24 protein-coding genes and 1 pseudogene are annotated in these 22,505 nt (G+C 69.3%); 15 read left to right on the top strand and 10 right to left on the bottom strand.

The genetic code is table 11. The annotated features are described in order from the left end of the window. The first annotated feature begins 58 nt into the window (after nucleotides 1-58). From ACZ5RK_RS08085 to ACZ5RK_RS08150, 14 genes are all read left to right on the top strand, one after another. Nucleotides 59-1,051 carry a LacI family DNA-binding transcriptional regulator gene (locus ACZ5RK_RS08085; protein ID WP_464908736.1) on the top strand — a complete coding sequence of 331 codons (993 nt, stop codon included), beginning with the start codon at nucleotides 59-61 and terminating at the stop codon, nucleotides 1,049-1,051. Nucleotides 1,052-1,123: 72 nt separating this feature from the next. After that, nucleotides 1,124-2,428: a sugar ABC transporter substrate-binding protein gene (locus ACZ5RK_RS08090; protein ID WP_464908737.1), complete on the top strand. Its 1,305-nt coding sequence runs from the start codon at nucleotides 1,124-1,126 to the stop codon at nucleotides 2,426-2,428. A gap of 34 nt (nucleotides 2,429-2,462) precedes the next feature. Next, the gene (locus ACZ5RK_RS08095; RefSeq protein ID WP_464908738.1) at nucleotides 2,463-3,383 is read left to right on the top strand and encodes a carbohydrate ABC transporter permease; all 921 of its coding nucleotides are present in this window, start codon (nucleotides 2,463-2,465) and stop codon (nucleotides 3,381-3,383) included. Between the two features lie 3 nt (nucleotides 3,384-3,386). Continuing rightward, a complete protein-coding gene (locus ACZ5RK_RS08100; protein WP_464908739.1) occupies nucleotides 3,387-4,244 on the top strand; it encodes a carbohydrate ABC transporter permease in 858 nt (285 codons plus the stop codon). Between the two features lie 20 nt (nucleotides 4,245-4,264). Further along, a complete protein-coding gene (locus ACZ5RK_RS08105; RefSeq protein ID WP_464908740.1) occupies nucleotides 4,265-5,590 on the top strand; it encodes a GH1 family beta-glucosidase in 1,326 nt (441 codons plus the stop codon). Between the two features lie 49 nt (nucleotides 5,591-5,639). Further along, nucleotides 5,640-6,371, top strand: coding sequence for an MIP/aquaporin family protein (locus tag ACZ5RK_RS08110; RefSeq protein ID WP_464908741.1), 732 nt, complete (start codon nucleotides 5,640-5,642; stop codon nucleotides 6,369-6,371). A 32-nt stretch (nucleotides 6,372-6,403) separates the two neighbouring features. After that, nucleotides 6,404-7,345, top strand: a complete 942-nt coding sequence (locus ACZ5RK_RS08115) for a tyrosine-type recombinase/integrase (RefSeq protein ID WP_464908742.1) — start codon at nucleotides 6,404-6,406, stop codon at nucleotides 7,343-7,345. A 79-nt stretch (nucleotides 7,346-7,424) separates the two neighbouring features. Beyond that, nucleotides 7,425-8,036 (top strand): TetR/AcrR family transcriptional regulator, encoded by a 612-nt coding sequence (locus ACZ5RK_RS08120; protein WP_464908743.1) that lies wholly within the window; start codon nucleotides 7,425-7,427, stop codon nucleotides 8,034-8,036. Then, nucleotides 8,023-8,994 carry a 1,2-phenylacetyl-CoA epoxidase subunit PaaA gene (gene paaA, locus ACZ5RK_RS08125; protein ID WP_464908744.1) on the top strand — a complete coding sequence of 324 codons (972 nt, stop codon included), beginning with the start codon at nucleotides 8,023-8,025 and terminating at the stop codon, nucleotides 8,992-8,994. Before ACZ5RK_RS08120 ends, paaA begins: the two co-directional genes overlap by 14 nt. 9 nt (nucleotides 8,995-9,003) lie before the next feature. Then, entirely contained in the window at nucleotides 9,004-9,534 is a 531-nt protein-coding gene (locus ACZ5RK_RS08130; RefSeq protein WP_464908745.1) for a phenylacetic acid degradation protein, read from the top strand. Then, nucleotides 9,524-10,285 (top strand): 1,2-phenylacetyl-CoA epoxidase subunit PaaC, encoded by a 762-nt coding sequence (paaC, locus tag ACZ5RK_RS08135; RefSeq protein WP_464908746.1) that lies wholly within the window; start codon nucleotides 9,524-9,526, stop codon nucleotides 10,283-10,285. The genes ACZ5RK_RS08130 and paaC overlap by 11 nt, the downstream gene beginning before the upstream one ends. Continuing rightward, on the top strand, nucleotides 10,279-10,734 hold the full coding sequence (gene paaD, locus ACZ5RK_RS08140; protein ID WP_464908747.1) for a 1,2-phenylacetyl-CoA epoxidase subunit PaaD: 456 nt from the start codon (nucleotides 10,279-10,281) through the stop codon (nucleotides 10,732-10,734). The genes paaC and paaD overlap by 7 nt, the downstream gene beginning before the upstream one ends. An 11-nt stretch (nucleotides 10,735-10,745) precedes the next feature. Then, a complete protein-coding gene (gene paaZ / locus ACZ5RK_RS08145) occupies nucleotides 10,746-12,740 on the top strand; it encodes a phenylacetic acid degradation bifunctional protein PaaZ (RefSeq protein WP_464908748.1) in 1,995 nt (664 codons plus the stop codon). 28 nt (nucleotides 12,741-12,768) lie between these two features. Next, nucleotides 12,769-13,092 carry a winged helix-turn-helix transcriptional regulator gene (locus ACZ5RK_RS08150; RefSeq protein ID WP_054647830.1) on the top strand — a complete coding sequence of 108 codons (324 nt, stop codon included), beginning with the start codon at nucleotides 12,769-12,771 and terminating at the stop codon, nucleotides 13,090-13,092. Nucleotides 13,093-13,111: 19 nt separating this feature from the next. On the opposite strand, the gene bfr is transcribed toward ACZ5RK_RS08150, so the two are convergent. The 5 genes and pseudogenes from bfr to nadC all read right to left on the bottom strand — a co-directional run bounded on the left by bfr (nucleotide 13,112) and on the right by nadC (nucleotide 15,387). Further along, a complete protein-coding gene (gene bfr / locus ACZ5RK_RS08155) occupies nucleotides 13,112-13,588 on the bottom strand; it encodes a bacterioferritin (protein ID WP_464908749.1) in 477 nt (158 codons plus the stop codon). 13 nt (nucleotides 13,589-13,601) lie between these two features. Beyond that, entirely contained in the window at nucleotides 13,602-13,859 is a 258-nt protein-coding gene (locus tag ACZ5RK_RS08160) for a hypothetical protein (RefSeq protein WP_464908750.1), read from the bottom strand. 104 nt (nucleotides 13,860-13,963) lie between these two features. After that, nucleotides 13,964-14,380 carry a type II toxin-antitoxin system VapC family toxin gene (locus ACZ5RK_RS08165; protein WP_054647892.1) on the bottom strand — a complete coding sequence of 139 codons (417 nt, stop codon included), beginning with the start codon at nucleotides 14,378-14,380 and terminating at the stop codon, nucleotides 13,964-13,966. Next, nucleotides 14,364-14,615: a ribbon-helix-helix protein, CopG family gene (locus ACZ5RK_RS08170; RefSeq protein ID WP_054647893.1), complete on the bottom strand. Its 252-nt coding sequence runs from the start codon at nucleotides 14,613-14,615 to the stop codon at nucleotides 14,364-14,366. The genes ACZ5RK_RS08165 and ACZ5RK_RS08170 overlap by 17 nt, the downstream gene beginning before the upstream one ends. 25 nt (nucleotides 14,616-14,640) lie before the next feature. Then, nucleotides 14,641-15,387 (bottom strand): annotated as a pseudogene (gene nadC, locus ACZ5RK_RS08175) (carboxylating nicotinate-nucleotide diphosphorylase). 59 nt (nucleotides 15,388-15,446) lie between these two features. Between nadC and ACZ5RK_RS08180 the strand changes: the two are divergent. Then, nucleotides 15,447-17,399 (top strand): thioredoxin domain-containing protein, encoded by a 1,953-nt coding sequence (locus tag ACZ5RK_RS08180; protein WP_464908751.1) that lies wholly within the window; start codon nucleotides 15,447-15,449, stop codon nucleotides 17,397-17,399. A gap of 68 nt (nucleotides 17,400-17,467) precedes the next feature. Here the strand turns inward: ACZ5RK_RS08180 and ACZ5RK_RS08185 are convergent, their stop codons facing one another. The 5 genes from ACZ5RK_RS08185 to ACZ5RK_RS08205 are packed head-to-tail and all read right to left on the bottom strand — an operon-like array spanning nucleotide 17,468 to nucleotide 22,499. Beyond that, nucleotides 17,468-18,793, bottom strand: coding sequence for a cobyrinate a,c-diamide synthase (locus ACZ5RK_RS08185; protein ID WP_464908752.1), 1,326 nt, complete (start codon nucleotides 18,791-18,793; stop codon nucleotides 17,468-17,470). Further along, a complete protein-coding gene (locus ACZ5RK_RS08190; protein ID WP_464908753.1) occupies nucleotides 18,790-19,389 on the bottom strand; it encodes a protoglobin domain-containing protein in 600 nt (199 codons plus the stop codon). Before ACZ5RK_RS08190 ends, ACZ5RK_RS08185 begins: the two co-directional genes overlap by 4 nt. A 60-nt stretch (nucleotides 19,390-19,449) precedes the next feature. Then, nucleotides 19,450-20,013, bottom strand: a complete 564-nt coding sequence (gene cobO, locus ACZ5RK_RS08195; RefSeq protein WP_054647793.1) for a cob(I)yrinic acid a,c-diamide adenosyltransferase — start codon at nucleotides 20,011-20,013, stop codon at nucleotides 19,450-19,452. After that, entirely contained in the window at nucleotides 19,992-20,690 is a 699-nt protein-coding gene (locus ACZ5RK_RS08200) for an adenosylcobinamide-GDP ribazoletransferase (protein WP_464908754.1), read from the bottom strand. Before ACZ5RK_RS08200 ends, cobO begins: the two co-directional genes overlap by 22 nt. Further along, complete coding sequence (locus tag ACZ5RK_RS08205) at nucleotides 20,691-22,499, bottom strand: hypothetical protein (protein ID WP_464908755.1); 1,809 nt, start codon at nucleotides 22,497-22,499, stop codon at nucleotides 20,691-20,693. Between the last annotated feature and the right edge of the window lie 6 nt (nucleotides 22,500-22,505).

The following is a 22,505-nucleotide window of genomic DNA, read 5'->3' on the forward strand; positions in this document are numbered from 1 at the left end:
GCGCTTTTCGGCCAGGGGCTTGCAAGCGCTTTCAAGCCGTGCTACCCTAACCTCAACCATGACCCGGACCCGCCCCACCATTGAAGAGGTGGCCCGCCGCGCCGGGGTTTCCCCGGCCACGGTGTCCCGAGTCCTCAACGGGACCGCCCGGGTCTCCCCAGAGAAGGTGCGGGCGGTGCTCCAGGCGGTGGAGGAGCTAGGCTACGCGCCGAGCCCCTTGGCCCAAGGTCTGGCCACGGGACGCTCTTACGCGGTGGGCATTCTGATCTCAGACTTCGCGAGCCCCTTCTTCGGCCCCATCCTCGAGGCCCTCACCCTGGAGCTGGAAACCACCCCCTACCGCCCCATCGCCGTGCCCGGGCACTGGAGCCCGGTGCGGGAGCTTGAGGCCCTGGAGTTCCTGAAGGCCCATCGGGTAGAGGCCCTGGTCCTCCTGGGCACCGCCCTGGGCGGGGAGGCCCTGAGGGACCTCGGCATCCCGGTCTTGGCCTTCGGCCAACGGGTGGAAGGCCCGAGGGCCTGGTCCCTCCTTTTGGACAACCAGAAGGCCGCCTACGAGGCCACCCGTTACCTCCTCCAGCGAGGCCACACTCGCATCGTCCACATTTCCAGCCACCGGGGAGGCTTGGACGTGCGGGAAAGGCTTCTGGGCTACCGCAAGGCCATGCGGGAGGCCGGCCTCGAGGCCCGGGTGGTCTACGGCAACCTGGAGGAGGACGGGGGCTACCTTGCGGCGGAGGAGGCCTTCCGCCGTTACCCCGACACCACGGCCATCTTCGCCGCCAACGACCAGACGGCCTTTGGCGCCCGGCTTTACCTTTACCAGCGGGGGCTTCGCGTGCCGGAGGATGTTTCCCTCATGGGCTTTGACGACGTGGCCTTGAGCGCCTACCAGACCCCCCCCCTCACCACCGTGCGCCAGCCCATCCAGGAGATCGGGATGGCCCTGGGCCGCGCCCTCCGGGCGGTCCTTGGAGGCGAGTCCCCCAACCTACCCCACCTGGAGCTGGCCTTGGTGGAGAGGGCCTCGGTAAGGGAGGTGGGAGCCTGAAGGGAAAGAGCGGCTTTTCGGCCTAAGGTTCTGGACCGCCTGAAGGCGGGTTTGCCAAAAGAGGTGGAGCGTATGCTAAAGAAAGCGCTTTCAATCATCCTCGCCCTCGCACCCCTGGCCGTGGCTCAAGGGACCCTCGAGGTCTGGATCATGCCCAACAGCGCCCAGCCGGCCGAGGACTTCAAGGCCCTGGTGGCCCCCTTTGAGAAAGCCCGTGGGGTACAGGTAAAGGTGACCGTCCTGGACTGGGGCGTGGCCTGGACCAAGATCACCACCGCCGCCACCAGCGGCGTGGGCCCGGACCTTACCCAGCTTGGCACCACGTGGGTGGGGGCGATCAGCGCCATGGGTGTCCTGGAGCCCGTGGACGACGTGCTGGAGGCCCTGGGCGGGGAGAGGGCTTACCTCCCCGCCGTGTGGCGCACCGCCCGGCTGGAGGGAGGGCGGCAGGCCACGGCCGTCCCCTGGTTCTCGGAGCTCAGGGCCTTCTACTACCGCACCGATGCCCTAAGGGCCGCCGGAGTAGACCCCGCCCAGATGTTCCGCAGTTGGCAGGACTTTGAGGCAGGGCTCGCACGCCTGGCCCAGTCCCGGTTCACCGACCCGGAAACGAAGAAACCCCTCGCCCCCCTCTGCACCCCGGGAAAGAACACCTGGGATGTACTTCACAACGCCGCCCCCTGGATCTGGGGCGCGGGCGGGGAGATCGTGCGTCAAGCCAGCGGCCGCTGGCAGAGCGCCTTAAGCAGCCCGGAGAGCCTAGAAGGCCTGTACTTCTTCCTCTCCCTGGCCCAAAGGGGCTACGTCCCGGCGGAGAGCCTGGAGAAGAACACCGCCCAGATTGAGGCCGACTTCCAGGCCGGGAAGTGCGCCGTCTTCGCCAGCGGCCCATGGATGATCCAGCGGGCCCAGGTCCCCGAAGCCAAGGGCGGCTTCGCCGAGCGCCCCGCCGCCAAGAACCTGGGCGTGGCGCCCTATCCCGCCGGGCCCAAGGGGCGGTACACCTTTTTCGGCGGTTCCAACCTCGCCCTCTTCGCCTTCTCCAAGAACAAGCCCCTGGCCAAGGAACTCCTCAAGTACCTGGGCGGCCTCGAGGCCCAGGTCCGCTACGCCCAGACGAGCGGGATGCTCCCCGCCCTCCGCGCCGCCTGGAATGCGCCGGAGTTCCAGCAGAACCCCCTCCTCCGCACCTTCATCCAGGCGGCCCAGTTCGGCCGCACCTACCCCTCCCTGGCGGGCTGGGGTGGGGTGGAGAACCTGGCGGTGCAGCACCTCGGCATGGCTTGGGACCTGGTGGCCCAGGGCAAGCTCACCCGTGAGGCCCTAAAGGACCTCATGGACAAGGCCTCCCTGGCCATCAACCAGGCCCTCCGGTAGGCGGATGGGGGGGCTTTGCCCCCCCTTTCCTCCCATGAAGACTTTCTGGCGCAAGTACGGCCTCGCCTACCTCTTCGTCGCCCCCGCCTTTTTGGGGATGCTCCTCGTCCACTACGGCCCCATGCTCCAAGGGATCTACATGGGCTTCCTGGACCTGAGGCTCCAGACCCTAAGGCTCTACCTCCAGGCCCCCTTCGTGGGCTTGGAGAACTACCGGGAGGTCCTCCTGAACCCCGAGTCCACCTTCCGCGCCGGGTTCCTCTACGCCGTGCGCACCACCCTTCTCTACGCCCTGGCGGTGAACGCCCTGAACCTCTCCCTGGGACTCCTGGTGGCCCACCTCTTGAACCGGCCCCTCCCCCTCCGGGGGCTTTGGCGGAGCCTGTTCCTCCTCCCCTGGGTGGTGCCGAGCTACGTGGTGGGCCTCCTTTGGGGGTTCATGTGGCTCAAGGAGGGGGTCATCAACCACCTCCTCGTGAACGCTCTCGGCCTTTTCCCGGAGAAACCCCACTGGCTCATCGGCCCCCTCACCTTCGTGGCCATCGTGGTCCCCACGGTGTGGCGGGGCTGGCCCTTCGCGATGGTGACCTACCTGGCCGCCCTGCAGACCGTGCCCCAGGAGCTCTACGAGGCGGCCAGGGTGGACGGGGCCACGCCCTGGCAGCGCTTCCGCCACGTCACCTGGCCCATGCTCCGCCCGGTGACGGCCGTCCTCCTGCTCCACGGGTTCCTGGGAACGCTTTACAGCTTCAACATCGTCTACATGATGTTCGGCCACGGGGCGGGCTACCCGGGGGAGTGGGGGGACCTGCTCATGACCAACCTTTTCCGCAACACCTTCGGCATGTGGAACTTCGGCCTGGGGGCGGCGGCGAGCACCCTCTACATGCTCCTCTCCCTGGCGCTCATCCTCTTCTGGTACCGGGTCTTCCGGGAGGACCTGAAAGCGAGGTGAGCCGTGCGCGAGGAACGCTGGCTTAGGTGGGGCGCGAACCTCCTCCTCTTCGCCGTGCTGGCGTTTCACCTCTTTCCCATCTTCTGGATGGTGAACACCTCCCTCATGACCCAGCTGGAGGCGGCCACGGGAAGCCTATTCCCCAAGACGCCCCAGTGGGGAAACTACCTGGACATCTGGCGGGTCCTGCCCTTCCTCCACTACTTGAAGAACTCCTTCCTGGTCTGCTTCCTCACCACGGCCTTGGCCTTGACGGTGGCCACCTTCGCCGGGTACGCCCTCGCCCGGTTCCGCTTCCCGGGGGCGGAGCTCTTCGGGGGGAGCGTCCTCGTGACCCAGGTGATCCCCGGGATCCTCTTCCTGATCCCCATCTACATCATGTACATCCACGTCCAGAACTGGGCCCGGGTGGCGTTGGGCCTCGAGGTGCGCCTGGTGGGAAGCTACGGGGGGCTGGTCTTCACCTACACCGCCTTCTTTGTGCCCCTGAGCATCTGGATCTTGCGGGGGTTTTTCGCTTCCATCCCCAGGGAACTGGAGGAGGCGGCCCTGGTGGATGGGGCCACCCCCTTCCAGGCCTTTTACCGGGTCATCCTCCCCCTGGCCCTGCCGGGCCTGGCCGCCACCGCCGTGTACATCTTCCTCACCGCCTGGGACGAGCTCCTCTTCGCCCAGGTCCTCACCACCGAGGCCACGGCCACCATCCCCGTAGGGATCCGCAACTTCGTGGGCAACTACCAGAACCGCTACGACCTGGTCATGGCTGCGGCCACGGTGGCCACACTGCCGGTCCTGTTGCTCTTTTTCTTCGTGCAGCGGCAGCTGATTCAGGGGCTCACCGCCGGTGCGGTGAAGGGCTAAGCAAGGCGAGGAGAATCGGGATGCCGACAAGAGAAGATGACTTTCTGTGGGGGGTAGCCACCAGCGCCTACCAGATTGAGGGCGCCACCCGGGAAGAAGGCCGGGGGCCCTCTATCTGGGACGCTTTCGCCAAGAGACCGGGAGCCATCGCCGACGGGAGCTCTGGGGAGCCCGCCTGCGACCACTACCACCGCTATGAAGAGGACATCGGCCTGATGCGGTTCCTCGGGGTGGGAGCCTACCGCTTTTCTGTGGCTTGGCCCCGCATCCTCCCCGAGGGGAAGGGGCGGATCAACCCCAAGGGCCTGGCCTTCTACGACCGCCTGGTGGACCGCCTTCTGGAGGCGGACCTGGTTCCCTTCCTCACCCTGTACCACTGGGACCTCCCCTTGGCCTTGGAGGCCCGTGGAGGGTGGCGAAGCCGGGAGACCGCCTACGCCTTCGCCGAATACGCCGGGCTGGTGGCCCGAGCCCTTGCCGACCGGGTCCCGTACTTTGCCACGCTCAACGAGCCGTGGTGTTCCGCCTTCCTAGGCCACTGGACGGGGGAGCACGCCCCGGGGATGCGGGACCTGGAGGCCGCCTTGCGGGCGGCCCACCACCTCCTTCTGGGGCACGGCCTGGCCGTGGAGGCCCTGAGGGCAGCGGGGGCCAGGCGGGTGGGCCTCGTCCTCAACTTCGCCCCGGTGTACGGCGAGGACCCGGAGGCGGTGGACGTGGCCGACCGCTACCACAACCGTTACTTCCTGGACCCCATCCTGGGCAAGGGGTACCCGGAAAACCCTTTCCGGGAGGCCCCGCCCGTCCCCGCCTACCCCCGCGACCTGGAAATCATCGCCAGGCCCCTGGACTTCCTGGGGGTGAACTACTACGCCCCGGCCCGGGTAGCCCCGGGAACTGGGCCCTTACCCGTGCGCTACCTGCCGCCGGTGGGAGCGGTCACGGCCATGGGGTGGGAGGTGTACCCCCAGGGGCTTTACGATCTCCTGAAGCGCCTGGGCCGGGAGGTGCCCTGGCCCCTCTACATCACGGAAAACGGGGCCGCCTACCCCGACCTTTGGCGGGGGGAGGCCGTGGTGGAGGACCCCGAGCGGGTGGCCTACCTCGAGGCCCACGTAGGGGCCGCCCTCCGGGCCAAAAGGGAAGGGGTGGACCTCAGGGGTTACTTCGTCTGGAGCCTCATGGACAACTTTGAGTGGGCCTTCGGCTATACGAGGCGGTTCGGCCTTTTCTATGTGGACTTCCCCAGCCAGAAGCGGGTCGCCAAGGGAAGCGCCCTCTGGTTGCGGGACCGGATCGCCCGGGAGGCTTCCCTTCGCCTCCGGGAGCCCGAGGGCCCGGCCTGAGGTGGGGGCTGACGGCCCCCTGACCGCCTCCTGGTAGAGTAGGGAGACCATGGAACGGGTCCGTCGGGCCTTCATTGGGGAGCTCTTGGGCACCTTTCTCCTGGTCCTCCTCACGGTGGGCAGCGCCGCCAACGCGGTTCTGGCTCCCCGCCTCAACCCCGGGGCCTACGGCTACGACACCCTGGCCCTGGGCTCGGGGCTTGCCGTGCTGGTGGGCATCCTGGCGGCGCGCAACGCCTCGGGGGCCCACCTGAACCCCGCCGTGACCCTGGCCCTCGCCCTGGGGGGGTTCTTTCCCTGGCGCTTCGTGCCCGCCTACCTCCTCGCCCAGTTCCTGGGGGCTTTCCTGGGGGCTTTGGGGGCCTATCTGGCCTACGGGGCGGGCCTCGAGGCCCAGGGCCTGCCCAACGTCTTCAGCACCGGACCCGGGGCCCTGCGCCTGGAGCCGGAAGCCCCTTACCCCTGGGCAAACGGGGCGGTGGCCGAGGCCCTGGGCACCTTCGCCCTCATGCTGGTCATCCTCCGGGCGGGCCGGGACGGAAGGCTGGTGGCCCTGTGGGTGGCCCTTACCGTGGCCGCCGTGGGGTACGGGCTCGGGGGCCCCGGGGGCTTCGCCCTGAACCCCGCCAGGGACCTGGGCCCCAGGGCCCTGGCCTGGCTGGTGGGGGTGCCGGGGGCGGCCCACCCGTACGCCCTGGTGCCCGCCTTCTTCCCGGTCCTCGGGGCCTGGCTCGCCCTTCCGGTCCACCGGTTTCTTGAGCGGGGGAGCGCCGGGGGGTGATGCAGGTCGTTCGCGAAAGGTACATTTCGCGCATGTATAATGCCCCCATGGTCCCACCGGACGGCCCGGCAGTTATCTGGAAAACCATCGGCGTTAAAAGGCCCGAAAAGGCCCTTGCGGACCTGGCCCCCTATGCGGAATACCTCCTCTTGGAGCGGGGCTACTCGGTCCGGGGGGTGCGGCGCTACCTCCAGGACCTCTCCCTCTGGCTCCGCTTCCTCGAGGAGGAAGGCCTCCCCCCGGGCCCCGAGGCGGTGCGGGCCCTGCTCCTCGCCAAGCGCTGGGCCCCCCGGCGGGTGCAGGGGTTCCTGGCCGCCCTCAGGAGCTACTACCGCTACCTGCGGGAGATCCGGGGGGAGGAGGTCCCCGACCCCACCGAGGGCATCGGCCGTCCCAAGGCGGGCCGGAGGCTTCCCCTGCACCCGAGCCCCGAGGAGCTCAGGCGCTTCCTCGAGGCCCTCTCGGAGGAGAAGGAAGCCCGGCTTCTCCTGGCCCTGGCCCGGTTTCTCTACGGCACGGGCCTGCGCATCTCCGAGGCCCTCTCCCTGAAGGGGCGGAACCTGGTCCTAGAGGGCGGCCACCCCGTGGCGGTGCGGGTGGTGGGCAAGGGCAACAAGGAAAGGCTCGTGCCCCTTTCCCGGACGGCCCAGGGGGCGCTTCTGGAGCTGGGCCCGCCCCAAGGGAATGTGCTTATTTTCACATTCCGAGAGGGAAGGCGCAAGGGCCGCGCCCCCTCGGCCCGCTGGGTGGAGGCCCGGTTCCGGGAGGCCGCCCTGAGGGCGGGCCTGGACCCCAGGCGCCTCACCCCTCACAAGCTCCGCCACGCCTACGCCACCCTCCTGGTGGAGATGGGGGTGGAGCTGGACGCGGTGAAGGACCTCCTGGGGCACGAGTCCATCGCCACCACCCAGATCTACCTCCACGCCTCGAGGGAAAGGCTCAAGGAGGCGGCCTCGAGGCTCCCCGATCTCTGACGGCGGCCCCGGCGAAAGGTGAGGCAGGACACTTGTCCCTTCCCTTGGGGTGTGCGATACTAACTAACGACCGTTCGCTATGGACCGCCGCCAGGAGATTCTCCACATGGCCGGGAAGCTCTTCAGCCAGCGGGGCTACCACGCCACCAGCATGCGGGAGCTGGCCAGGCACCTCAACCTCCAGGGGGGAAGCCTTTACACCCACATCTCCTCCAAGGAGGAGCTCCTCCTGGAGGTGGTGCGCCAGGCGGCCGAGAGGTTCCAGAAGGTGCTGGAGGACCTCCCCCGGGGGAACCCCGTGGAAAGGATGCGGGCCTTGGTCAAAGGGCACCTCCGGGTCATCGCCGAGGAGCTTCCCCGGGCCACGGTCTTCTTCCACGAGTGGAAGCACCTCTCCCCTCCCCTCCTGGAGGAGGCCAAGGCCCTGAGGCGCCGCTACGAGAAGGGGGTGGAGGCCGTGGTGGAGGAGGGGGTGCGGGCGGGGGTTTTCCGGGTGGAGAATGTGCGGCTCGCGACCCTCTTCGTCCTTTCCGCCCTCAACTGGACCTACCAGTGGTACCGCCCCGAAGGGCCCCTCTCTTTGGACGAGCTTTCGGAAGTCTACGCCAAGCTGGTCCTGAAGGCCCTTGGCGTGGCTGCTTCCCCGGAAGGGGAACACCGTGAGGAAGGAGGCGAGGATGGTCAGGCTTAGGATCGGTTACCCCGAGGACCCGGACTACCAGGAGAGGCTAGAGGAGTTCGAGGCGAGGATCGCCCGGGGGGAGAAGATTGAGCCCGGGGACTGGATGCCCGCCGAGTACCGCCGCCAGCTGGTCCGCATGATCTCCCAGCACGCCCACAGCGAGTGGGTGGGCATGCTCCCCGAGGGCGCCTGGATTCCCCGGGCCCCCTCCTTGAGGCGCAAGCTCATCCTCTTGGCCAAGGTGCAGGACGAGGCGGGGCACGGCCAGTACCTCTACCACGCCGCCGAGACCCTGGGGGTAACCCGGGAGGAGATGGTGGAGGCGTTCCTTTCGGGGAAGGCCAAGTACTCCAACATCTTCAACTACCCCACCCTCACCTGGGCGGACGTGGCCATCATCGGCTGGCTGGTGGACGGCATGGCCATCAAGAACCAGACCATGCTGGCCCAGTGCTCCTACGGCCCCTACTCCCGGGCCATGGTGCGCATCTGCGCCGAGGAGACCTTCCACCACAAGCAGGGCAAGGAGGCGGTCCTCCTCTACGCCAAGGGCTCCCCCAAGCAGCGGCGGATGGTCCAGGACGCCCTGAACCGCTGGTGGTGGCCCACCCTGATGATGGCGGGCCCCCACGATACCGACTCCCCCCACACCCCCCTCCTCCTCCGCTGGGGCATCAAGACCAAGACCAACGACCAGATCCGGCAGGAGTTCCTGAACGAGCACGTCCCGGAGCTTCTGGAGGCGGGGCTAGAGATCCCCGACCCCCACCTCCGCTACGACGAGAAGACGGGGAACTGGGTCCACGGCCCCATCCCCTGGGACGAGTTCTGGAAGGTGATCCAGGGAGAAGGGCCCATGAACCGGCACCGCCTCGAGGCCAGGCGCAAGGCCCACGAGGAAGGGCGCTGGGTGCGGGAGGCCGTGGAGGCCCACGCCCGGCGCAGGCTGGCCCAGGCGGCGGACTAGGGAGGCCTTATGTGGGGAACCGAGTGGCCGCGGTTTGAGGTCATCAAGCAGGACACGGAGAGGAGCCTGCCCCAGATGGTGGGCTCGGTGCACGCCGCAGACCCCGAGCACGCCCTCCTTTTGGCCCGGCACGTCTTCGTGCGGAGGCCCTCGGCTTACGCCCTCTTCGTGGCCCCGGCGGAGGCCTTCTTCCACGTGACCCAGGAGGGGCTGAGGGACCCCAAGGCCCTGGATGCTTTCCCGCCAGGGAAACAGCTTGAGGCCTACTGGGTCTTCGCCAAGCGGAGCCACCGCCGGAGCATGGTCTACGGGGACCTGGTGGGGCGCTTCCCAGCGCGAAGCCCCCAGGAGGCGGTGAAGGAAGCCCTCCTCCAGGCCCAGGGGGTGGCCTTCTGGGCGGTGCCGGAGCGGGTGGTGGTGGGCACCGAGCCCACGCCGGAGGTCCTGGAGAGCTGGTTCGCCCCCGCCAAGGACAAGACCTACCGGCTGCAGTCCTACTACGGGCTCGTCACCGCGAAGGAGGTGGCCGATGAGGCTTGATCCTTTCCTGAAGGAGGCCCTCCTCGCCAAGCTCACGGCCTTGGCCGACGACGAGGTGGTCCTGGCCCAGCGCCTTTCCCAGTGGGTGGGGCACGCGCCCATCCTCGAGGAGGACATCGCCATCGCCAACCTGGCCCAGGACGAGCTGGGCCACGCCAAGCTCTACCTGGAGCTGAGGCGGGAGCTGGACGGCTCCGACCCCGACGCCCTGGTCTTCCTAAGGGACCCCCTGGAGTACGGGAACGCCGTGCTGGTGGAGCTTCCCCAGGGGGACTGGGCCTTCACCATGGTGCGCCAGTACCTCTTTGACGCCTACGAGAACCTCTGGCTCGGGGAGGCGAGGCGGTCCGCGTATGCCCCTCTGGCGGAGGCGGCGGAGCGGATCCTCAAGGAGGAGCGCTTCCACCTCCGGCACTCCGCCCTATGGGTGGAGCGCCTGGGACAGGGCACGGAGGAGTCCCACCGGAGGGCCCAGGAGGCCCTGGACCTCCTCTTCCCCTACGCCCGCCAGCTCTTCCAGCCCCTTCCCGAGGAGGAGGCCCTGGTGGAGGCGGGGGTGGTGCCGGAGCTCAAGGCCCTGGAAGGGGCCTACCTGGAGGAGGTCAAGGGGTTTTTGCGCCGGGCGGGCCTCGAGGCCAAGGAGGGAGGGTACGTGCCCAGAAGCCGGAAGGAGCACACGGAGTACCTGTGGTCCCTCCTTGCCGAGATGCAGTCCGTGGCCCGCTGGGACCGGGAGGCCAAGGCGTGGTAGCCCGCTACTGGGAGGCCCTAAAAGGCGTCAAGGACCCGGAGATCCCCGTCCTCAACATCGTGGAGATGGGAATGGTCCTGGGGATTGAGGCCGAGGGGGGGAGGGTGCGGGTGCGCTTCCGTCCCACCTTCTCGGGCTGCCCGGCCTTGGGGCTCATCCGGGAGGAGATCGTCAAGGCCCTCAAGGAGGCGGGCGCGGTGGAGGTGGAGGTGGAGGAGGCCAGGGTCCCCTGGAGCACCGAGGCCATGGCCGAGGAGGCCAAGGCCAAGCTCCAAGGCTACGGCATCGCCCCGCCCCTGCCCCTCCCCCTGGCCTCCCAGGACCCCCCCTGCCCCCGGTGCGGGAGCCCCCAGGTGGTCCTCAAGAACACCTTCGGGGCCACCCTGTGCAAGATGCTCTACCAGTGCGCCGCCTGCGGGGAGGTCTTTGAGGCCTTCAAGGCGGTCTAGGGGGGATTGGGATGAAGGTCCGATGCTACCTGATGGGAGACTGGCGGGAGGGCCAGGGCCCGGGGGTCCCCCTGCGGGACGCCGCCACGGGGGAGGTCCTGGCCTGGGTGACCTCGGAAGGGCTTCCCCTGAAGGAGGCTGTGGCCTGGGGCCGGGAGGTGGGGGGGAGGGGGCTCCTGGCCCTGGGCTTCCAGGAGCGGGGCCGGAGGCTTAGGGCCCTGGCCCAGTACCTCTCCGAGAGGAAGGAGGCCCTCTACCGCCTCTACGCCACCACCGGGGGCACCCGGCGGGACGCCTGGTACGACGTGGACGGGGGCATCGGGGTCCTCTTCGCCTACAGCTCCCTGGCCCGCAACCTCCCCGAGGGCAACCTCCTGCCCGAGGGAGAGGCCCTTCTTTTGGCCAAGGACGCCTCCTTCCAGGGGCGGCACCTCCTGGTGCCCAAGGGGGGGATCACCCTGCAGATCAACGCCTTCAACTTCCCCGTATGGGGCCTTCTGGAGAAGTTCGCCCCGGCCTTCCTCGCCGGGGTTCCCACCCTGGCCAAGGCCGCCACCCCCACGGCCCACGTGGCCGAGGCCCTGGTGCGCCTCATGCTGGACTCTGGGCTCCTCCCCGAAGGGAGCCTCCAGTTCGTGGCGGGCGGCCTGGGGGAGGCCCTGGAGGCCTTGGACCACCGGGACAGCGTCTACTTCACGGGCTCCCAGGCCACCGCCCACCGCCTGCGCCGCCACCCCGCTTTCCTGGAAAGGGGCGCCTTCTTCAACGCCGAGACCGACTCCATAAACGCCGCCATCCTGGGGGAGAGGGCGGGAGAGGAGGAGGTTTCCCGCCTGGCCGAGGAGGTGGCCCAGGAACTCGCCATCAAAACGGGACAGCGGTGCACCGCCATCCGCCGGGTCCTGGCGCCCAGGGACCGCCTCGAGGCCCTCCTCGAGGCCACCCGGAAACACCTGGCCGGCCTCCGCATGGGGGACCCCAGGGAGGAGGGGGTGGACCTTGGGCCCCTGGCCTCCCTGGAGCAGAAGGCCGAGGTGGAGGGCGCCGTGAGGGCCCTCCTGGAGGCCGGGGCCCGGGTTTACTGGGAGCACCCGGGGAGGCGGGACGGGGCCTTCTTCCCCCCCACCCTCCTCCTGGCGGAAACCCCCCACGCCGAGGCCCTCCACCGGGTGGAGGCCTTCGGTCCCGTGGCCACCTTCTTCCCCTACGAGACCCCCGAGGAGGCGGTGGCCCTCGCCCGCCGGGGCGGGGGGATGCTGGTGGCCACCCTCGCCACCCCAGACCCCGAGGAGGCCCGCCTCTTCCTCCTGGGCCTCGGGCAGGAGGTGGGACGGTTCCACATCCTGAACGCCCGGGACGCCCGCACCTCCACAGGCCACGGCTCCCCCCTGCCCCGCCTCCTCCACGGGGGGCCGGGGCGGGCCGGGGGTGGGGAGGAGCTGGGGGGCCTCCTCTCCGTGGCCCGCCACCTCCACCGCCTGGCCCTCCAGGGCGACCCCCTCACCCTCCAGGCCCTCACCGGGGAGTACGCCAAGGGGGCGGAGAGGCCCGCGGGGGTCCACCCTTTCCGCAAGTACTACGAGGAGCTGGAGGTGGGCGAGACCCTTACCACCCACCGCCGCACCGTTACAGAGGCGGACATCGCCCTTTTCGCCCACGTCTCCTGGGACCATTTCTACGCCCACACCGACGAGCTCGCCGCCAGGGAGAGCCTCTTCGGGAAGCGGGTGGCCCACGGGTACTTCGTCCTCTCGGCGGCGGCAGGGCTTTTCGTGGACCCGGCCCCGGGGCCGGTGCTGGCCAACTACGGCCTCGAGGGCCTGCGCTTCCTGGAGCCCGTGGGGGCGGGAGACACCCTTCAGGCCCGCCTCACGGTGCGGGCCAAGCGCCCCCGGGACGAGAAGACCGGGGTGGTGGAGTGGGCGGTGGAGGTGGCGAACCAGGAGGGCAAGACCGTGGCCGCCTACACCCTCCTCACCCTGGTGGCCCGGAGAGGCTCCGCCTAGGCCCGGGCCGCCGTGCTACCATGGGGGCATGGGCGAGCACGGCGCCTTCTGCCCGGTTTACGCCGCCTTGAACCTCCTCCAGGAAAAGTGGACGCTCCACATCGTCCGCGCCCTGTTGGAGGGACCCAAGGGCTTCAACGAGCTGGCCAGGGCCGTGGGCGGGGTGAACCCCGCCACCCTCTCCCAGAGGCTGGAGCACCTGGTGGAGGTGGGGGTGGTGGAGAAGCGGGTGGAGTCCTACATGCCGCCCCGCACCCGTTACAGCCTCACCGAGGCGGGCCGGGAGCTGGAGGCGGTCATTGCCGCCATTGACCGCTGGGCCCGCAAGCACCTCAAGGCCCCGGTGGCCTAGCCGAAGGCCACCTTAGCGGCTACTCCGCTTCCCCTGCCAGGTACTGCAGGTAGTTGGCCAGGCCCATCTGCTGGAGGAGCTCCCGCTGGGCTTCCAGCCAGTCCACGTGCCCCTCCTCGTCCTTGAGGATCTCCGCCACCAGGTCGCGGGTGCCGTTGTCCCCCAGGCTCTGGGCCAGGTTCATGGTCTCGTTATAGCCCCTCACCGCCTGGAGCTCGCCCTCGTAGTCTTTGAAGAGGATCTCCTCCACCGTCTTGCCGATGCGGATCTCGGCGATGCGGCTCACCTCGGGGAAGCCCTCGAGGAAGAGGATCCGCTCGATGTGCCGCTCTGCGTGGCGCATCTCGGTGATGGCGTGGGCCTTGAGGTGGCGGGCCAGGGCCTTGAAGCCCCAGTTCTCCGCCATCTCGGCGTGGACCATGTACTGGAGGATGGCGGCGAGCTCCTCGGAAAGCCGCTCCTGTAGGCTCTGGATTACCTCGGGGTGGCCTTTCATATGCCCTCCTCCTCTACTCTACACCCACAGGAAGGAAGGTGAGGCGCCACCCCTGGAAGAGGCTGTGCCGGGGAGCCTTCTCCTTGGGGAAGTCCTCCCGGAAGTGGGCGCCCCGGCTTTCCTCCCGGGCCAGGGCCGCCCGGGCGAGGAGGCGCATGAGGAGGAGGAGGCTTCCCGCCTCGAGGCGCGCCCGCCCCGCCCGGTCCACCTCCTCCAAGGGCACGGCCTCCGCCGGGCGGAGGAAGACGAGGAGGGCCTCCTTCCGCCGCACCACCCCGGGGGCGCCCTCCGCCTCCTTAGGAGTGGGCCAGGATGACGGCGTTGCGCTCCCGCTTGAGCCTTAGAACCTCCTGCGCCAGGGCTTCCCTATCCATCCTATCCATTATGCAAGGCCTCCTCCACGGGGACGAAGCCCTGTTCCCAGAAGTGCTCGTCGTAGGCGAAGGCCTTTTCCAGCCGCCTTTCCCGCATGAAGAGGAAGCTCGTCCAGTCCACCAGGCTCACCTCCCGCCTGCCCGAGGCCAGGAGGGCCGTGAGGGCGGCCTGGTGCAGGGCCTCCTCCACGGGCGCCACCTCCACCACCCCCAGAAGGTCGTGGACCAGGGCCCGGACCGCCTCCACGCCGAGCCGCCTCTGGACCAAGGCCACGCCCTCCACCACCACGTAGGTGTGGGTCGTGAGGGGCCACCGGGCCTCCAGGAGCCCCCGGAAGGTCCGGGCGGCCTCCCGGTGATGGGCGTCGTCCCGGTCCAGAAGGGCGTAGAGGGCCGAGGTGTCAAGGAAGACGGCCAAAGGCCTCCTCCAGATACCGGTCGTGGGCCTCGCTCACGTCCCTTTGGCCGGAGGCGAAGCGGCCCACGGCGAGGAGGGCCCGCCTGGCCTTTCCCTCGTCGCCCTCACCCTCCTCTTCCAGAAACCGTTCCACCGCCCGGCGCACCAGCTCCGCCAAGGAAACCCCTTCCGCGCGGGCCTTGGCCTTGAGCCGCGCCCACTGCGCCTCGGTGAGCTGCACCTGGGTGCGCACCATGCCATCATGGTAGCACATATTGCCATCATGGGCGCACCACCAGGAGGGAGAGGTCCAGGGCCTTGGCGGAGTGGGTGAGGGCCCCCACGGAGATGTAGTCCACCCCGGCCTCCGCCGCCGCCTTCGCCCTTTCCAGGGTCATGTTGCCGCTCGCCTCCAGGGGCACCCGCCCCCCCGCGCGGCGCACCGCCTCCCGGAGGGCCTCCAGGGGGAAGTTGTCCAGGAGAACGAGGTCGGCCCCCGCCGCCAAGGCCTCCTCCAGCTCGGCGAGGTCCCGGACCTCCACCTCCACCTTGAGGTAGTGGGGAGCCCCGGCCTTGGCCCGCCGCACCGCCTCCCCCACCCCGCCGCCCGGAGGTGGTTTTCCTTGAGGAGGATGCCGTCAAAGAGGCCGAAGCGGTGGTTCCTCCCCCCGCCCACCCGCACGGCGTACTTCTCCAGGGCGCGAAGCCCGGGAGTGGTCTTGCGGGTGTCCAGGACCTGGGTCTTGGTGCCCGCCAGGGCCTCCACGTAGGCCCGGGTGAGGGTAGCGATCCCGGAAAGCCTCTGCAGGAGGTTGAGGGCGAGCCTCTCCCAGGGAGGTGAAGGCGGTGCGGGGGTCGGCGAGGGCGAAGACCCGCCCCGCCACCCCTAGCCCTGCCAGAACGCCCTCCTCCTTGGCGAGGATCACGGCCTCGCCCTCCAGGTCCTCCGGGACCACCAGGAGGCTCGTGAGGTCCCCGTGCCCCAGGTTCTCCCGGAGCCAGGCCGAAAGGGTCTCGTCCGGCACCACGCCCCCATTGTAAGGAGAGGGGGCTTCCTCGAGGCCCTCCGGCCCTAGGCTGATAGGGAATGAACCGCCTCAAAGACGCCCGCAGCCCCTACCTTCTCGCCCACGCGGGGGACCCCGTGGACTGGTACCCCTTTGGGGAGGAAGCCTTCCAAAGGGCGAGGGCCGAGGACAAGCCCATCTTCCTCTCCGTGGGCTACGCCAGCTGCCACTGGTGCCACGTGATGCACCGGGAAAGCTTTCAGGACCCGGAGGTGGCCCGCCTCCTCAACGCCCACTTCGTGGCGGTCAAGGTGGACCGGGAGGAGCGCCCCGACGTGGACGCCGCCTACATGCAGGCCCTCCTGAGCCTCACGGGCCAGGGAGGCTGGCCCATGAGCCTCTTCCTCACCCCCGAGGGTAAACCCTTCTTCGGGGGCACCTACTTTCCCAAGGAGGACCGTGGGAACCTGCCCGGGTTTAGGCGGGTGCTTCTGGCGGTGGCCCAGGCCTGGCGGGAGGAACGGGAAAGCCTAAAGGGGGAAGCGGAAAGGCTGGCCAGGGCCCTTTGGCGAAGCCTCACCCCACCCCCGGGCCCCGTCCCTCCGGAGGCGGAGGAGAGGGCCCTGGAAACCCTCTTCCAGAGCTTTGACCCCGAGTGGGGCGGGTTCCTCCCCGCCCCCAAGTTTCCTCAGGGCCCCCTCCTCCTCTACCTCCTGGCCCTGGCCTGGCGCGGGGAGGAAAGGGCCAAGGCCCTCCTCCCCAGAACCCTCCAGGCCATGGCCCTGGGGGGCATCTACGACCAGGTGGGGGGCGGGTTCCACCGCTACAGCGTGGACCGCTTCTGGCGGCTACCCCACTTTGAGAAGATGCTCTACGACAACGCCCTCCTGGCCCGGGCCTACCTAGGAGCCTATAAGCTTTTCGGGAAACCCTTTTTCCTGCGGGTGGCCCGGGAAACCCTAGGCTGGCTCCTTTCTATGCAGCATCGGGAAGGGGGTTTCTTCACCGCCCTGGACGCCGAGAGTGAGGGGGAGGAGGGACGGTACTACACCTGGACCGAGGCCGAGCTCAAGGAGGCCTTGGGCGAGGACTTTCCCCTGGCCCGCCGCTACTTCGCCCTGGGGGAGGACCTCGGGGAGCGCTCGGTCCTCACCGCCTGGGGGGAGGAGGAGGTGGCCCAGGTTCTCGGGGAGAACCTCCCTCGTTGGAGAGAAGGGGTGCGGGCAAGGCTCCTCGCCGCCCGCAGAAAGCGCCACCCCCCCTTCCTGGACGACAAGGTCCTGGCGGACGGGTCAGCCCTGGCGGTGCGGGCTCTGGCGAAGGCGGGCAGGCTTATGGGGGAGAGGGCCTATCTGGAAGCCGCCCGAAAGGGAGCGCACTTTCTCCTACAGAAGATGCAAAGAAACGGCCTTCTCCGCCACACCTGGTGGAGGGGTACCTTGGGGGAGGAGGCCTTCCTCGCGGACCAGGCCTTTGCCGCCTTGGCCCTTCTGGAAATCTACGGGAGTACAGGGGAATGGCCCTACCTGGAGCAGGCCAGGGTTCTGGCGGAGAGGGCCTGGGCGGAGTTTGGCCCCGGCCAGGGGTCCAGCCGGGCGCCCCTGCCCCTTCCCGCCGCCGGGTTGGAAGAAGGAGCTACCCCCACGGGGGAGAGCGCCCTGGCCGAGGCCCTCTGGCGCCTGGGGGGGATTTTTGCCGAGGAGGGGTACCGGGAGCGGGCGTGGAAGCTTTTGGAAGCCAGGGCCCTTTGGCTTGGCCGCTACCCCCATGCCCTGCCGGGGTTCCTGCTGGCCCATCGTCTTCTCAGGGAAGGCTCCGAGCTTGCCCTTCCCCTTCCCTCCTCCTTGGCGGAGGAGGCTTTAGGCCTCTACCTGCCCCTCACCCAGCTCGTCCTGGGACCGGAGGAGGCCCTTCCTGCCCTGAGGGGAAAGGAGGCAGGGAAGGGGTATCTCTGTGTCCATGGGGCTTGCCGGAGGCCTGCGGGGGATCTGGGGGAGCTTCTGCGGGAGGTGGGGTGGGTGTATGGGGGGTAGGATATTTGTGTTATTTTTCACGACTTTACTAGCTTGTGCTAATATTCTTCGCTTGTAGACCCCCCCGTTTAACCGCCCTTTCCCGGGCCTTGCCTCGGCCCCCATAGAAGCCGCTCCGCCCCTTCAGGCCTTGCGGGCAAGTACAGGTGCACGAAGCTCGCCAGCACCCGCCCGTCCGTGAAGCCCTCCACCTCCCCTCCCCCTGCCCGGCGCCAGGCGGGGCTTGGGGAAGCGGGAAGGCGGGCGTAGTGAAACTCGTGCCCCTTGAAGACCTGGCCCCTTTGGGCCACGGGGCTATCCCTCAAGGCCTCCACCTCCCGGTAGCCAAGGACGGGCCTCTCCGCCATGCGGGCCCCCCCGGGGACCAGTCCCACCATGGGGAAGAAGTCCTCCCCCACCCAAAGCCCTTGGGAAAGGTACATGTACCCTCCGCACTCGGCCACCAGGGGACCGGGAAAGCGGCGGATGGCCTCCCGCATGGCCCGGTTTTCCGAAAGCCTCCCGGCGAAGAGCTCCGGATAGCCGCCCCCCAAGAGGAGGACCTCCGCCTCGGGAAGGGCCTCGTCCTCCAGGGGGCTAAAGGGGATAAGCTCCGCCCCCAGGGCCTCCAGAAGCTCCAGGGCCTCCGGGTAGTAGAAGGAAAAGGCCCGGTCCCGGGCGTAGGCCACCCGGACCCTCGAGGGGCGTTTTTCGGGGAGGAAGGCCGGGGCCTCCGGCAGAGGAGGGGCCTGGCTTAGGGCGAGGACCCTCTGGAGGTCCACCCGGAAGGCCCTCCGGAGGGCCTCCAGGGGCGGGGCCACCTCTCCCGCCAGCACCAGGCCCAGGTGGCGTTCGGGAAGCTCCAGGGCGGGGTCCTGGGGGAGCCAGCCGAGGAGGGGGAGGCCCACGGCCTCCAGGGCCTCCTTCAGGATCTCGGCGTGGCGCTCCGAGCCCACCCGATTGGCGAAGACCCCCACCACCCGCACCCCGGGGTGGAAGTCCCGGAAGCCTAGGGCGAGGGGGGCGATGGAACCCGCCATCCCCTTGGCGTCCACCACCAGGGCCACCGGGGTTTTGAGGCGCCTCGCCACCTGGGCGGTGGAGCCCTCCTCTCCCAGGGGGTCCTTCCCGTCAAAGAGCCCCATCACTCCCTCTATGAGGGCAAAGTCCGCCCCCTTCGCCCCGTGGCGAAAGAGGGCGAGGAGGCCCTCTTCGTCCAGGAAGAAGCCGTCCAGGTTGTAGGGCTTACGCGAAGCGGCCTTCTCCAGGTGGGTGGGGTCAATGTAGTCCGGCCCCACCTTGAAGGGCTGGACCTTAAAACCCGCCTCCCTTAGGGCCAGAAGGAGGGCTAGGGCCACCGTGGTCTTCCCCGAGCCCGAGTGGGGGGCGGCGAGGAGGAGGCGGTAGGGGTTCACCGGGGGGTAAGGGCCTGGAGGAGCCTGGCCGCCTCCTCCTGGGCCAAGCGGCGGAAATCCTGGGGTTCCCTTCCCAAGGCCTCGGCCAAGGCCTCCAGATAGGCGTCCAGGTACTCCTCGGAGATGAGGGCGCTTACGGTGAAGGCCAGCCTACGCCAGGCCTCCTCTAAGGCCCGGGCCTCCTCCGGGGGCAGGGCCTCCTGGGCCCTTTGGGCTACCCTCTCCGTGACCCAGCCCCACATGCTGGTCATCATGGCGTTGGTTACCCCTCGCCTCGCGTGGACCAGCCCCACCAGGGCCTGCCAGGCGAAGTACTGCCCGTTAAAGGGCCCGGCCAGGGTGCGGAGGTACCAGTCCCTGAGGGTCTTCTCCCGGAGGGGCCTTTCTCCCTCACGGAAGATGGCCCGGGTGGGGGGGTGGGCAAAGAGGGTGTCGTAGAAGCCCTGGACCAAGTCCTCGGTGAGGCCCTCCAGGAAAGGCCGGTGCCGGGCCAGCACCTTCCCGTCCTCCACAGGGTGGAAGCGGGCCTGGGGAGGAAGCTGGCCCCAGATGTCCTGGGCGATGGCGTAAAAGCGGGCTAGGTTCTTCTCCGTCATACCTAAGTCAAGGGTACACTCCAAACCGCACGAAGCCCCAGGAAAGCCCTTTTGGGGTACTTAGTGCTCTATCCCCCTCTGGGCGGGGATGCCCTGGTCAAAGGCGTGCTTCACCTTCCGCATCTCCGTCACCGTGTCCGCAAGGGCCAAGAGGGCCTCGAGGGCACCCCGGCCCGTCACCACCACGTGAACGTGGGAAGGCCGGGCCTTTAGGGCCTCCAGGAACTCCTCCAGGGGGATCCAGCCGTAGCGCAGGGGGTAGGTGGCCTCGTCCAGGACCACGAGGTCGTAGGCCCCGGAGAGGATGGCCTCCTTGGCCCGCTCCCACCCCTCCCGGGCCAGGGCGGCCGAGCGCTCAAGGTCCCGGCTTTTCCAGGTGAACCCGTCCCCTAGGCCCTCTATGGGGATGCCGAGCCGCTCCAGGGCCCGGTGCTCCCCGAAGCGGGCGGTCCCGTGCTTCACGAACTGGAAGACCCGCACCTTTAGCCCCCGGCCGAAGGCGCGGAGGGCCAGGCCGAAGGCGGCGGTGCTCTTGCCCTTGCCTTCCCCGGTGTAGACCAGAAGAAGGCCCCGCCTCTCCCCCTTAGGCTTCTCGTAAGGCTTCACCCGCTTAGGCCCTTCCACAGGGCATAGCCTAGCAGGCCGGCGAGCTCGGAAAGGGCGATCATGGCGCCGAGGACGTCCCCGTTGAGCCCGCCAAGGCGCGCCAGGGCGAGCCTCGCCACGCCCCAGGCGGCAAGGAGGGCAAGGAGGGCGGGAAGGGGATAGAGAAGGGGAAGGGGCAGGGCGAGGAGGAAGGGGGCAAGGAGGGGCCCTCCCCGCACCAGCCCCGCCATCCCGGGGTGAAGAAGGGGGTAGCGGTTGAGGAAGGGGAGGGGGACAAAACGGGCCCACCCGGGAAAGAGGAGGAGGAAGAGGGGGTCCCGCACCAGGGCCAGGGCCTGGAAGAGGAGGAGGAGGTAGACGCCCCCCACCCCGAAGGCGAAGGCCCCCAGGTGGGGGTCCTTGAGGATGCGGAGGCGCTCCTCCCTGGGCCTTGCCCCTAAGAGGGCATCTGCCAGGTCCAGGAGGCCGTCCAGGTGCAAAAACCCCGTGAGGCCGAGGAGGAGGGCCACCCCCATGGCGGCGGAAAGCCCCGGGGGCAGGGGCGAAAGGGCGAGGAGGGCCAGGGGAAGCCCTAGGAGGTAGCCCACCAGGGGGAAGAAGGCCACGCTCCGCTTGAACTCCCCCTCCCCTACCCCCGCAGGGGCCACGGGCAACACCGTGAGGAGGGCGAGGGCGAGGCGGAGGATCCGGAGCACCTAGAGCGCGCGGGAAAGGGCCTGCCTGAGGTCTTGGGGCAGACCCACCTCCCCGGCCCCCACGAAGGCCAGGAAGCGCCGTTCCAGAGAGTCAAGGGCCTTTCCCTCCACCTCGGAGAGGGGAAGCCTCCTCTCCCGGACAAGGCGGACAAGCAAGGAGCGGGCCTCGAGGTCCAGCCCCTCAAGGAGGTGCTCCAGGGCCTTGGGCTCCAGGAGGTCCTCCAGCGCCAGGCCCTCCTTCACCTCGAGGTCCACGAACCAAAGGGCCACGAGGGAGTGGGGCAGGCGCCGGAGCCAGTCCTTGAGGCCACCTCCTTCCGGGAGGGGTTTCTCCCGCCAGGGCCTTTGCGTCTCGAGGCGGCGCATGCGGAGGGGGTGGACCTCGAAGCGGTCCAAGAGCATGGCCCTGCTCCCGAGGGGGACGAGGAAGGCCTCCTCCACCTCCTCCTCCGGGGGAGCCAGGAGGAGCCAGGTGAAGAGGAATTCCTCCGGCCAAAGGGCCCCGGGCGGGGGCTCGGGGGGGGAAAGGGGGGCGAGGGGGTCCCGCTTGAGCTCCAGGCGGAGGCGCAAGGCCTCCCCCACCCCCCAGGGGAGCTCCTCCCGCAGCAGGCGGCGCACCCTCCCCTCGGGCCACTCCCGGAGAGGCCGGTGCAGGAGGGCGTAGAGCTCCAGGAGGAGGCTGCCCGGGAAGGCCTTGCGGAAGTGGGCCACCTCCTCGGGGGAAGCTGCGGCCGCGGCCGCCTCCCGCTCCTCCGGGGAGGCCCCGAGGAGCTCCCCTAGGCTCGCCGAGGGCACGAAGGGCGGCCTCCCCTCCTCCAGGGAGCGCAGGCGCACCACCCCCTCCCGCATCTCCTGTCCCACGTCCTCCGGAGAAAGGAGGCCCGAGCGCAGGAAGGGCCTACCCCAAGAGGCGAGCTCCTCCACCCCCAGGCGGGGAAGCCACGGCCGGAAGACCTCCTGGGCAAAGGGAGGGAGGGGCGCGTCCGCCCGGCCCAGGGGGAGGAAGAGCTCCAAGGGGACCAAGGACCTCCCCTCCTCCGCTGCCTCCAGGGGCCCTTCCAAGCGGGGAAAGCGGTCCCTCAAGGGCGGGTCAAAGGCCCGGTCCAGCTCCAGGGCCACCCTCCCCTCCCCTACCCCCAGGGCCAGGAGGGCTACCCCCTCGGCGAGGTGGGGGTCTTTGGGGCGCTGGGCGAGGAGGGGCCGGACCTCCTCCACCAGGCCCGGCCCCTCCTGGGGGAAACGGGCGAGGAGGCGGGCCAGCTCCACCCGCCAGTCCCCGCCCCAAGCCTCCCCGAGCTCCCCGGCGAGGCCTTGCGCCTTGAGGAAGGCCCCGCGGACCAGGTACAGGCGCACCAGGAGGTAGCCCGGATAGGGGGAAGGGTGTTTGCGAAAGAACCCTTCCAGGGAAGGGATATCCTCCTGGTAGAGCCACCGCTCCACCTCCCGGGCCACCTCCAGAGGAAGCCCCTGCTCCACCAGAACGGCCTCCGCCCAGGCGGTGTCTCCTGGGAGGGAAAGGCCCCTTCCCTCCAGGAAGCGGGCCAGGTCTAGGAGGTGGGCCGGGAACTCCGTGCCGTAGACCCGCCAAAGCTCGGCGCAGGCCTCCCCGCCCAAGGCCTTGGCGCCGAGCTCCATGAGGCGGAGCCCCTCGTAGGCTCCGGAGGAGGAGAAGCGCAGGTAGCCGTAGAGAAACCGGGCCTCCGGGTCCTTGGGGTGCCTGCGGTAGGCCCGCTCCGCGTGCTCCAGGGCCCCGAGAAGGTCCCCCTCCTCCAGGAGGTCCCAGGCCAGGTACAGATCCTGGTGCCTCATGGCCGG

It is taken from the genome of Thermus kawarayensis JCM 12314 (assembly GCF_055393575.1).